The 11109-nt window shown below is 63.5% G+C and carries 9 protein-coding genes; 8 read left to right on the forward strand and 1 reads right to left on the reverse strand.

What is annotated here, in order from left to right:
* Positions 1-7 precede the first annotated feature (7 nt).
* The gene (locus K0M74_RS11370; protein WP_293972068.1) at positions 8-574 is read left to right on the forward strand and encodes a hypothetical protein; all 567 of its coding nucleotides are present in this window, start codon (positions 8-10) and stop codon (positions 572-574) included.
* A 289-nt stretch (positions 575-863) separates the two neighbouring features.
* On the opposite strand, the gene K0M74_RS11375 is transcribed toward K0M74_RS11370, so the two are convergent.
* Positions 864-1802 (reverse strand): LysR family transcriptional regulator, encoded by a 939-nt coding sequence (locus K0M74_RS11375; RefSeq protein ID WP_293972071.1) that lies wholly within the window; start codon positions 1800-1802, stop codon positions 864-866.
* 298 nt (positions 1803-2100) lie between these two features.
* Between K0M74_RS11375 and K0M74_RS11380 the strand changes: the two genes are divergently transcribed.
* The 7 genes from K0M74_RS11380 to K0M74_RS11405 all read left to right on the forward strand — a co-directional run bounded on the left by K0M74_RS11380 (position 2101) and on the right by K0M74_RS11405 (position 11069).
* Complete coding sequence (locus tag K0M74_RS11380; RefSeq protein ID WP_293972074.1) at positions 2101-4425, forward strand: molybdopterin-dependent oxidoreductase; 2325 nt, start codon at positions 2101-2103, stop codon at positions 4423-4425.
* Positions 4422-5684, forward strand: a complete 1263-nt coding sequence (locus K0M74_RS11385; RefSeq protein ID WP_293972077.1) for an MFS transporter — start codon at positions 4422-4424, stop codon at positions 5682-5684. Before K0M74_RS11380 ends, K0M74_RS11385 begins: the two co-directional genes overlap by 4 nt.
* Before the next feature lie 26 nt (positions 5685-5710).
* Positions 5711-6469 (forward strand): NtaA/DmoA family FMN-dependent monooxygenase, encoded by a 759-nt coding sequence (locus K0M74_RS19860; protein ID WP_366932658.1) that lies wholly within the window; start codon positions 5711-5713, stop codon positions 6467-6469.
* A complete protein-coding gene (locus K0M74_RS19865) occupies positions 6466-7071 on the forward strand; it encodes an LLM class flavin-dependent oxidoreductase (protein WP_366932659.1) in 606 nt (201 codons plus the stop codon). Before K0M74_RS19860 ends, K0M74_RS19865 begins: the two co-directional genes overlap by 4 nt.
* 11 nt (positions 7072-7082) lie before the next feature.
* Positions 7083-7613: an NAD(P)H-dependent oxidoreductase gene (locus K0M74_RS11395; protein WP_293972080.1), complete on the forward strand. Its 531-nt coding sequence runs from the start codon at positions 7083-7085 to the stop codon at positions 7611-7613.
* Between the two features lie 388 nt (positions 7614-8001).
* Positions 8002-10092, forward strand: coding sequence for a TonB-dependent receptor (locus K0M74_RS11400; protein WP_293972083.1), 2091 nt, complete (start codon positions 8002-8004; stop codon positions 10090-10092).
* A 65-nt stretch (positions 10093-10157) separates the two neighbouring features.
* A complete protein-coding gene (locus K0M74_RS11405) occupies positions 10158-11069 on the forward strand; it encodes a hypothetical protein (protein ID WP_293972086.1) in 912 nt (303 codons plus the stop codon).
* The last annotated feature ends 40 nt before the right edge of the window (positions 11070-11109 follow it).

The following is an 11109-nucleotide window of genomic DNA, read 5'->3' on the forward strand; positions in this document are numbered from 1 at the left end:
GAAGCCCATGTCCGACCTCACACGCCGCGCATTCATTCAGTCGGGATCGAGGCTGTCGATCGGTGCGACCGCCATGGCTGTCGCAGGCCCGACCCTCGCTGCGGACGAAGCGGCCAGCCCGGATATCGTCAAGCGAGGCGCCAGCAAGCTGCTGGAGATTTTTCGCGCGCGCGCGCCCGACAGCTTTCAGCAGATGCATGTCGTGCTTGGCGCGCTGGAGAAGACCGTCGTCGTCGGTGATGCCATCTTTTTCTATCGCGGTGGCGACATGATCCTCATCAGCCGACCGAAAAAAGGGACGGCCGCGACACGCACGGGGCGGTCCTTGTCGATAGCGATCGCGGATGGGGCTGCGCTGGCCCGCGCGAGCGCCAATCCGGGCGACAAGGGCGCTTTGGGCGCTTCCGACCTTGGCAGGCTGAAGCTGCCGCGAGGCTCGAAATTCAGGACGATGCAGGGCATTGGCGCCGGTCGCTGGAATATCGCGCTGTCGCTTGCGCCCGCCCCGGCTCAGGCTCCATCGTTCTCCGGTCACCGGGCGGGCGAGGGGCGTTGGCAAACCCTCTCCAGCTGATTTGAACCTGAGCCGAGGTTTTCTCGGCTTCCCGTCGTGCTGGTGCGCCGCCGGGTTCAGTGTCAGACCGAAACGCGTCGCGCAGCCTGGCTCCGGCTGCGCCGCGCCACATGCTTGGCCACCGGGTGCGCGCACCGTCCGGAACGGGGGCGCCGGCAAAAAAATCATCGTCGTCGGCCGGCCCCGCCATCCCATTCTCCCGGTTCGGAGAGGGCAGAAATATTGAGCGGAGGATGCCAGCTCGTCAATTGATGTTCTGCAGGCAAGACGACGGCCGCCGAGCAGCAGCTCAGAGCGCCGCGGCGTCGTCGGTAAAATCGGGCGCGGCGTCGGTGGGTCCGAAGCGCTCGGCGACGATCGTCCGGAAACGCTCGATCGTTCGGATATTGGGGTTGGCAGGGTTGAAGATCATGCCGAGCGCGGCGAAAGGAAAGGGGTCGCGCAGGCCGAGTATCGAAACCCCTTCAAGCAGATGGGAAAGCGAGGAGCGGTTGACGAGAGCGACGGCGTGGCCGGTCCGAACGATCTCGGCCATCATCGACGCGCTTTGCGACATACCGAGAATCTGCGGACGAATGCGGGCATTGGAAAAGAGGCGCGTCAGATGGGGTGAAAAGTCCGACGCGAAGTCGCTGGGGGCGAGATAGATCGGGTCGTCGCGCAATTCGCGCAGCCAGATCTCCTTTTCGCCCGCCAGTGGATGAACGGCGGGAACGACAGCGACGATCATGACCCTAGGAAGTTCGTGGACGAGGAAGCCGGGGTCGAGCTTTTGAATGGGAAAAGTGACCATCCCGATGTCGATTTCGGCGGCTTCGAGCTGGCGGACGATCATGTCGGTCGGAAGCATCGCGTGGCGTACGACCACCGACGGATAGGTGGAGTGAAAGGCGGTGATGGCGCCCGGGAGCGGTCCGTGGACGAAATCGTCGGTGTAGGCAAAGCGCAGCCGCCCGCGCCCGCCTTCGCTGAAGAGCCTTACGTCGCGAACGGCATTTTCGGCGGTCTGGAGAGCAACGCGCGCCTCGCCGAGGAAAAACGCGCCCGCTGGAGTCAGGCTAATCTTCTGGTTTCGACCACGGTTCAGCAGCTTGATCCCGAGCTCATGCTCAAGGGCGTTGATCTGAAGACTGACAGGCGGCTGGGTCAGGTTGAGCCTTTCGGCCGCCTTGCGGAAGCTGAGTTCCTCCGCCACCGCGACAAAGGTTTTGAGATGTTTCAGATCCATCAGGGTGCGTCTTTGTCATGGCCTGCGGCGTTCGGCACTGATGTTGCAGATCATATCAAGGCGCGCGCGGCGCGTGCCGCCAACGCGCCGACCCTGTCTGCTTTGATACAAAATTCAAATCAAGTCATTCCCACATAATATTTCGTTTTGGCGGTGAGCGCGCGGATAGTTCGTCTCGCAGCGTTCGACAGAGCGCATCAGGCGGCAGGGCGCCGGACAAGTCGGGGGCCGAACCAGCCCGGCAGCCGGGTCGGAGCGATGCCAGGGATGGAGGTCGTTATGCACATGCGGCATTCTCGTGGTCGATGAATTGCTCCCCGAAGGGGTAGCACTGCCCGATGCGGAGCGCATGCACAGCTCGCACTGGGGGTCCTTTCTCGCGCGCAGTGAAGGCGGACAGATCCGCGTCCGCCCGAATATTCGCGACCCCGAACCGTCCAAGCTTCTTCGCAACATCCCCGACGCGCTTCGTCACCGCTCGCGCGTTGCGCGCCCCGCGATTCGCCGCGGCTGGTTGACGAGCGGTCCCGGCGCCGATGATCGCCGGGGCGACGACAGCTATGTCGAGGTGTCGTGGGACGAGGCGCTCGGCCGTTTGGCCGACGAGCTTGGGCGGGTGCGATCCGAACATGGCAATGGTGCCATTTTCGGCGGCTCCTACGGCTGGTCGAGCGCGGGCCGCTTTCATCATGCGCAAAGCCAGATTCACCGCTTCCTCAACTGCATCGGCGGTTATGTGTCTTCGGTTAACACCTATAGCAGCGGAGCATCGGAAGTGCTCCTCCCGCACGTCATGGGCTCCTTCTGGAACGGTCGCAGCGGCCTTGACTGGGACGAGATCGAGCGCGCCACCGAACTCTTCGTCGCCTTTGGCGGGATGGCGCCCAAGAACAGCGAAGTGGGGGCGGGCGGTGTCGGCCGGCATGTCGCGCAGCGAGCGCTCCGCGGCGCGCGGCGACGCGGCGCCGAATTCCTTCTCGTCAGCCCGCTGCGCGACGACCTCGCGGCCGAGATCGGTCATGAATGGCTTGCCGCGGTGCCCGGGACGGATACTGCGCTCATGCTGGCGCTTGCCTTCGTTCTCCTCGACGAAGACCTGCTCGATCGGGACTTTCTCGATCGCTGCTGCGTCGGCTTTGATATTTTCGAGCTCTATCTGCGCGGCCAGCCCGACGGAATTCCCAAGAGCCCCGCGTGGGCGGCTCCCATCACCGGCGTCGCGGCATCCGAGATTGGAAGGCTCGCTAGGCGCATGGCCGCAAAGCGAACGCTCATCACCGTCTCGCTATCGCTCCAGCGCGCGGAATATGGCGAGCAGCCTGTCTGGATGGGGATGGTCCTCGCTGCCATGCTCGGCGCGATCGGGCGCGAAGGCAGCGGCTATCTCCACGGCCTCGGCGCGCTCGCCAATGTCGGAAAACCGCTGCCTGTCACCTCGACACCCGCGCTCCCGCAAGGCGAGAACAGGGTGCGTGAGTTCATTCCGGTCGCCCGCATAGCCGACATGCTGCTCCACCCGGGCGCCGCGTTCGATTACAACGGGCGCCGCCTGGCCTATCCCGACATCCGGCTCGTCTACTGGGCGGGCGGCAATCCCTTTCACCATCATCAGGACCTCGGCCGCCTGCGCCGCGCTTTCGCCCGCCCCGACACGGTCGTGGTGCATGAGCAATATTGGACCGCGACCGCGTGCCACGCCGATATCGTGCTGCCGGCGACGCTGACGCTTGAGCGAAACGACATCGGCGGCGTCTCGGACGATGCGGTCGTCACCGCCATGCACCGGATCGTGGACCCCGCGACCGATGCACGCGACGATTATGCCATACTCGGCGATCTCTCCGTCCGAATGGGGGTCGCGGATGCGTTCACCGAGGGGCGCAGCGCCGAGCAGTGGGTTCGCTGGCTCTACGAAGGGTTGCGTACCAGGCTCGCCGAAAAGGGTCATCCGAGCCCAGACTTCGAAGCCTTCTGGGAGCAGGGCGAGCTCGTCCTTCCCACGATCGACGATGGTGCGCGAATCCGCCGGTTTCGCGAGGATCCGGCGAACCATCCGCTCGCAACGCCGAGCGGACGACTCGAGATATTCTCCGAAACGATCGCAAGCTTTGCCTACGCCGATTGTCCGGGGCATCCTGTGTGGCTTCCGCCCATCGAGGGCGCGGGCAGCGCCGGGTCGGACCGCTTTCCCCTGCAGCTCGTCGCCAATCAGCCACGCGGGCGTCTTCACAGTCAGCTCGATTTCGGCGCGCGTAGCCTCGAAACCAAGGTCGACGGCCGCGAGCGACTGCGCATAACGCCCGCCGATGCGGCACGGCGGGGAATTGCGGACGGCGATGTCGTGCGCGTGTTCAATGACCGCGGCGCCTTCCTCGCTGCCGCCGACGTGTCGGATCAGCTTCGCGGCGGCGTCGTGCAGTGCCCGACCGGCGCCTGGTACGATCCGGTCGACGGCCTCTGCGTGGCGGGGAATCCCAACAGTGTCACGCGTGACGCGGGGACATCGCAACTCGCACAGGCATCGACCGGACAGCTTTGCCTGGTTGAGGTCGAACGCTTTACCGGCCCGATACCTGCCGGCCGGGGGCATGCCGCGCCGCGCTTCACAGGGGCTCCCTCATGACATTGCGGCCGCCACGCCTCGCCTTCCTTCTCGCCGTGCTGACGCTGGCGAACGCGGTCAACTATATGGATCGGTCGCTCATCTTCGTGCTCGGCGAACCGATCAAGCGCGACCTCGGCTTATCCGATGTCGAACTCGGCCTTCTTCATGGTCTGGCGTTCGCGCTGGTCTTTTCTTTCCTGGGGCTTCCGCTCTCGCGGATCGCCGATCGCGGGCGCCAGCGCCTGGTGATCATAGGCTCGATCGCATTATGGTCGGTAATGACGACGCTCGGCGGCTTCGCGCAGAGCTTTGCACAGCTCGCGGCGATGCGCGTCGGCGTCGCTGCGGGCGAGGCGGGACTACATCCGGCCAGCCATTCGCTCATTTCACGCCTGTTTCCTGACGAGCGCCGGGGCCGCGCGCTCGCGATTTTCTCGATCGGCATTCCCGCGGGACTCGCGGCGGGATCGGTCCTTGGCGGCTGGATCGCGGATCAGTGGGGATGGCGCTGGGCCTTTCTCGTGATGGGGCCGGTCAGCCTGATTCTGCTGCCGCTGGCCTATCTGGCCCTGCCGGCGTCGAAAGCACCGGTGGAAACGCGCACGGCATCGCTTATCGACGCGATGTGGACCATGTGGCGGATCCCCGAATTCCGCTGGGTCTGGCTCGGATATGCGGTGGCCACGGCGTTCGGCTACGGGTCCGGCACCTTTTTCGTTCCCTTCTACATGCGCGAGCATGGCCTGAGCGCTCTCGAGGCGGGCGGGCTTTACGGGATCATCAATGGCGTCATCGGCGTGATCGGCATTCTAGCTGGAGGCTGGCTTTTCGACATCGGCGGCAGGCGCGGTCGCGGCCATGCGCTCACGCCGACGATCCTGGCGCTGATCGCCTCGGGACTTCTTGCGCCGCTGGGATGGATGATGCCGACGCTTGTCCCGAGCGTCGTCCTCGTGACCACTGCGCTCCTGCTCTACATCTTCGTGAGTGTACCGACCATCGCGATTACGCAGGCGGTCGCGCCGCCCGAAATGCGCGCTACCGCGTCGGCGCTGATCGGGCTCAGCGGCGGTTTGGTCGGCGCGATCACCGGCCCGCTCGCGGTGGGGGCACTCAGTGATCTGTTCGGCGGGGGCATGGCTGCCGGTGCCTTGCCTCAGGCACTCGCGCTTGTCGCGCTGGTTCAGCTTGTCGCAGCGGCACTCTACTGGCGCGCCCGTTTCCATTTGCGAAGCGCGCCCGCGGCCGATGCCCGGAGCGTCGCCGCGCCCACTTGATCAAGAATATTGGAAGGAGAGACAATATGGTTCGCGAGCGCATGATCCGCCTGGGATATATGGACGATGGTGTCGGCGGCTCTACCTGGGGCTGGCGGCAGCCCGGGGTCGATCCGGACGCAAGCGTCAGTATCGCGCGATATGAGGATACGGCCCGCCGCGCCGAAGCGGCGAAACTCGATTTCCTGTTCATCGCCGACAGCCTCTCGATCGGACCGACGTCCTCGCCGCATTTTCTCAACCGGCTCGAGCCGTTAACGCTTCTGTCGGCCGTTTCGCGCGCCACGTCGAACATCGGTCTTGCCGCGACGATCTCGACATCGTTCGAACAGCCTTTCACGGTCGCGCGGCAACTGGCATCGCTTGACGTCATGAGCCGCGGACGCGCTGGCTGGAATGTCGTGACGAGCGCGCTCGAGGGGGCGGCGCTCAATCACAGCTGCGCGACGCTCGACGAACATGACGAACGATACCGGAGAGCCGAGGAGCATGTCGATGTCTGCCGCGGCCTGTGGGACAGCTGGGAAGACGACGCCTTTGTGCACGACAAGGCTGCAGGAATATTCTTCACGCCCGAAAAACTGCACCCGCTCGGGCACAAGGGTGCGTTCTACCAGGTAAAGGGGCCGCTCAACATCCGCCGGTCGCCGCAAGGCCATCCGGTCATCTTCCAGGCGGGCGCCTCCAAGGCTGGCCGCGAACTCGCGGCCCAAAAACACCCCCTGTTGGTTTTTGGCCGCTGCCGAACAGTGTCGAAGAGGCGCAATCCTATTATGCCGACATGAAGGCGCGGGCCGCGGCGGAAGGGCGCGATCCCGACCATCTTCTCATCTTTCCCGGGATCAATCCGATCGTCGGCCGCACCGACACAGAGGCCGAGGAGAAATATCGCGCAATGACCGAGCTCGTCACGATCGACGAGGCTTTGCGAATGATGTCGCAGCCCTTCAGCTATCATGATTTTTCGCAATATGAGCTCGATGCACCCTTCCCGGAAATCTCGGATCTTGGGGAGAATCTGTATCTCAGCACGACCAACCAGATCAAGCAAAACGCCCGCGACCGCGGGCTGACGCTGCGTCAGGCGGCGCTCGAATTCGCCACGCCGCGCAGCGACTTCATCGGTAGCGCCGAACATGTGGCAAACGCGGTTGTTCGCTGGTTCGAAGCGGGCGCCGGCGACGGATTCATGCTCGTCTGCCGCCTCGACGGAGCATTCGAGGCGTTTCTCGATGACGTCGTGCCCATCCTGCAAGCGCGCGGCCTGTTCCGCCGGAACTATGAAGCCGCCACGCTCCGCGGCAACCTCGGTCTGCCGGTTCCGCAGAACCGTCATACGGCACGCCGGGGCGAGCCCATTTCCGATCTTGTCCAGACCGGTGGCTGAAAGGAAGCGCAATGAACCTGACCATCCTTGTTGGAAACCCGACGCCAAATTCCAAGACGCTCGCGCTCGCAGAGCATGTAGCCGACGTGATAGCGCCTGTCATAGGAGCAGGCAGGCGCCGCACGATCGACCTTTCGGACCTGGCCTCGGACATGTTCGACCCCAATGCGCAGAATGTCCAAAGGATGATGGAGGAAGTGGCAGCAAGCGATTTCGCGATTGTCGCTTCTCCCACCTACAAGGCGACGTACACTGGTCTGCTGAAATCCTTCCTCGATCGTTACGACCAGAACGGTCTGGCTTCGGTGGTGGCGATTCCCGTCATGACGGGCGGATCGCTTGCCCACATGCTTGCGCCTGATGTCGCCCTTCGGCCCTTGCTCGTCGAGCTTGGCGCAAGCGTGCCGACACGCAGTCTTTTTCATCTGGCGGCATCGCCAGATGAAAGAGGAGCGCGGGTCACGAAATGGGTGGAGCAGAATCGCGCCACCCTCGCGGGAGCGGCGGCGGCGCGGCGGGCGCAGTGCGAGGCTGCAAACTGATCTGTCATCGCAGATATGCGCCCATTCGGTGAGGCCGATGGCTCGGTCTGCGATGATCCTGACAACGGCTGGCTCATGAGGAGAAAGATGGCAGTTACGCAAGCCCTTTGAAGAAACCGCCTTTTTGCTCGAAAAATCGCGTCGGCCCGGCATCATGGGCCCGGCGTAGTCGCTGTCTGCGTTCCTAAAAAGGCGTGTATTTTCAATCATATAACTGTCATTTTTCGCTTGGCAGACGTGCAATGCATTTGCTAAGTGAGATCACAGATAGAGGAGGATCCGGGGCGGGGCCCTGAAATTTAGGGAGGTTCAAATGCGAAGCTGCAAAAATCGAATCCTGGCAGGGACCGCGGTAGGATTGCTTGCCATATCATTCCCGGCCTGTGCGGTGGCGCAAACCACTGATGCGGATGCCAGCGCGGCGCCCGCCGAAGCAGAGGCGCAGAGAGGGGGCGTGGAAGACATCGTCGTCACCGCAACACGGCGCGAGACGTCGCTGCAGGATACGCCGCTGGCGATTACCGCGCTCGGCAAGGAAGAACTTGAGCGCTTCGATACGAAAAGCGCGCGTGATCTGATGTCGGTGGTGCCCAATCTCTACCTGCAACGCGTGACACCATCGCCGAGTTCGCAGACTTACGGCATGCGCGGCCTGGGCCAGACCGACAGTCCGGCCGATCCTACTGTCGCGGTATATATTGACGATACTTATCTGCCGCGCAGCTTCGCGCAGCTTTTCGACATCCCCGGCATCGAGCGCGTCGAGGTCCTGCGCGGACCGCAGGGCACTCTCTACGGACGCAACGCCAGCGCTGGCGCGATCCGTTTCGTGACGCTCGAGCCCGATAACGAGATCGACGCGCGAGCCAGCGTCAGTGTCGGGAATTACGACGCCTTCGAGACGCATAACTATCTGTCGGGTCCGATCGTCAAGGACAAGATATTCGCGAGCGTGGCAGGCGTGCACAAGCAGCGTGACGGCTACACCTACAACGCGATCACCGGCGAACATGTCAACGATCTCGACCAGAGCGCAATCCGCGGCAAGCTCCGGTTCGTGCCGAGCGACCGGATCGAGTTCGGCATCACGGCCGACTATGAGCGCGACCGGTCGGATACGGCGCATTATGTCCCGCTCGTCACCCCCCCGGGCTTCGAGTTCGACCCGCGCGTCACGTATGAAACGCCCGATCGCAAGACCCATATCGATGCCTGGGGCGTGTCGGGCCGCATCATCTACCGGCCGAGCGGCGACGTCACCATCAAGTCGATCACGTCATATCGTGCTTTCGACGGAGTCCTCGCCAACGAGTTCGACGGCCTTCCGCAGGTGGCCGCGACCTTCCTCACCGTCGACCAGTCATCGCTCACCCAGGAATTCCAGCTCAGTGCCGATCTGCCATGGATGAAGCTGACGACCGGTGCCTTCTACTTCCATGAAAACTATTACATCGGGACGAAGAACGCCCTGCAGGTGCTCAATTCCTATACGGGCGGCGAAGGCCGGCTGAAGAGCGACAGCTATGCGATATACGGCCAGGCCGATTTCCCGCTGACCGAGCAACTGACGGTCACGCTCGGCGCGCGCTACACGCATGAGACGCGCCGCTTTAACGCGTCAGGCTATGTGCTCAATCCGGCGCTCGACGTCGTGAGCACCAACTTCACGACCTCGCCGTCGAGCGGGGCGAACAGCTTCACGCCGAAGGTTGGCATCCAATATGAATGGACGCCGAGCCTGATGACCTATGCGAGCTATTCAAAGGGCTTCCAGGCGGGCGGCTACAGCCTGCGTGCAACATCGGCGACCGTCGCGAACCTTGCGTTCGGCCCCGAAGAGGTGAGCGCCTATGAGGCAGGGATCAAAGCCGACTGGTTCGATCGCCGGTTGCGTACCAACATCGCGGTGTTCCGCAACGAACTCACGGGCAAGCAGGTCAGCGTTTTCCTGCCCGAGTTCCTTGTGTCGGCAGTCCAAAATGCCGCCGAGGCCTACACCAAAGGCGTCGAGCTCGAGGTCACCGCGGTTCCCACCGACCGCGTGACGCTGACTGGCGCGGTCGGCTATCTCAAGGCGCGCTATACCAACTGGCCAAATGCTTTCGGTTGTCCGGCCGCGTGCCGTTCGGGCGACGGGCTGAAGCTCGTCTATGCGCCCGAATGGACCGCGAGCGTCCGGGGCGAATGGAAGGTTCCGCTGCCGATTCCTGGCGAATTCAGCATCTCGGGCGAATATCAGTATCAGAGCACGGCTGAGGGTAATCCGGCCAATGATCCCGACGTCCAGGCGGCGGCGAGCCACTATGTCAACGCCTTCGCGCGGTACAAGATCGACGATAATATCACGGTCAGCGCCGCGCTGCGCAACCTTACCAACCGGACCGACCGGATCTTCATGTTCAAGGTGCCCGGTGTGGCTGCGGGGCAACTGTTCAACCCACCGCGCACCGTGCTTTTCACGCTGGCGTACAACTACTGATCCGGCCGCGACCCCCGGCGCAGTGGGGTCGCACCACCAAGATGTCGACGAGGATGGAGGATTGCATGACGATGAAAAGACACCGTGGTTATTGGGCGCTCACCATTGCTGCTGCGGCGCTGGCGCACGGACCGGCCGTCAGCGCGCAGGAGAGCACGCGCCCGACGGTCAAGGTCATCACGCCGTCTGATGTCGAACCGCTGGTTCGCGCGGATTCCAAAGGTATGCAGAACGGGCAGGCGTCACATCGCCGGGTCGTCTCCTTGCCAAAGGATGGCAGCACGCGCATCGACGTTGGATATAATAGCTACAAGGCCGGCTATGGCGCGGACGCCGCCTATGCCTATGACAAGGACGAACTCTGCTATATCCCGTCGGGTGAGATCGAGGCCGAAAGCGATGGTGTCACCGTCATTGCCAAACCGGGCACATTCATGTGGCGCCCCGCCGGTGCCCCGACCCATCGCACGCGCGTATTGAAAGATGCCGTGACGATCTGCGCCTTCGGCCCGGCGCGCGCCGACAGCTGGAGTCACCGCCTGCCGCCGGAAAAGATCGGCCAGTGGAACGGCGAGGAGGCCGATCGGCCAAGGGTGCGCTTCTACGATTATCGCTACATCAAGCCGCTCATCCGCCCCGGCTCGGCCGAGCATCAGGACGGACGGATCATTCATCGGCGGGTCGTATCGGGACCCAAGGACGGGGCGGTCTTCATCGACGCCAGTCACAATATCTACAAGGCTGGCCTGACCTCGGGTCCCTATGTCTATCCCGATAACGACGAGGTGTGCTGGATCGAATCCGGTGCGATCGAAATGGTGAACCAGGGCGTGAAGACGATCGTCCGCGCCGGCCAGTTCGCTTATCGTCCCGCCGGCGCTGCGACCGACAGCACGCGGGTCCTCGAGGATTCCGTGTCGATCTGCTTCTTCACGCCCGCGCGCAAGGATGACTGGAGTTTCCGAAGCGTGCCCTGACGCAATAGCTCCCTGGGTGGCGCGGCAAGTACCTGCCGCG

Origin of the sequence: Sphingopyxis sp., from assembly GCF_019459305.1 — a bacterium.
In the GTDB taxonomy this organism is placed as follows: domain Bacteria; phylum Pseudomonadota; class Alphaproteobacteria; order Sphingomonadales; family Sphingomonadaceae; genus Sphingopyxis.

Coding starts and splice junctions, on each gene's coding strand:
- K0M74_RS11370 (WP_293972068.1), top strand. CDS start 8: ATGTCCGACCTCACACGCCGCGCATTCATTCAGTCGGGATCGAGGCTG.
- K0M74_RS11375 (WP_293972071.1), bottom strand. CDS start 1,802: ATGGATCTGAAACATCTCAAAACCTTTGTCGCGGTGGCGGAGGAACTC.
- K0M74_RS11385 (WP_293972077.1), top strand. CDS start 4,422: ATGACATTGCGGCCGCCACGCCTCGCCTTCCTTCTCGCCGTGCTGACG.
- K0M74_RS19860 (WP_366932658.1), top strand. CDS start 5,711: ATGGTTCGCGAGCGCATGATCCGCCTGGGATATATGGACGATGGTGTC.
- K0M74_RS19865 (WP_366932659.1), top strand. CDS start 6,466: ATGAAGGCGCGGGCCGCGGCGGAAGGGCGCGATCCCGACCATCTTCTC.
- K0M74_RS11395 (WP_293972080.1), top strand. CDS start 7,083: ATGAACCTGACCATCCTTGTTGGAAACCCGACGCCAAATTCCAAGACG.
- K0M74_RS11405 (WP_293972086.1), top strand. CDS start 10,158: ATGACGATGAAAAGACACCGTGGTTATTGGGCGCTCACCATTGCTGCT.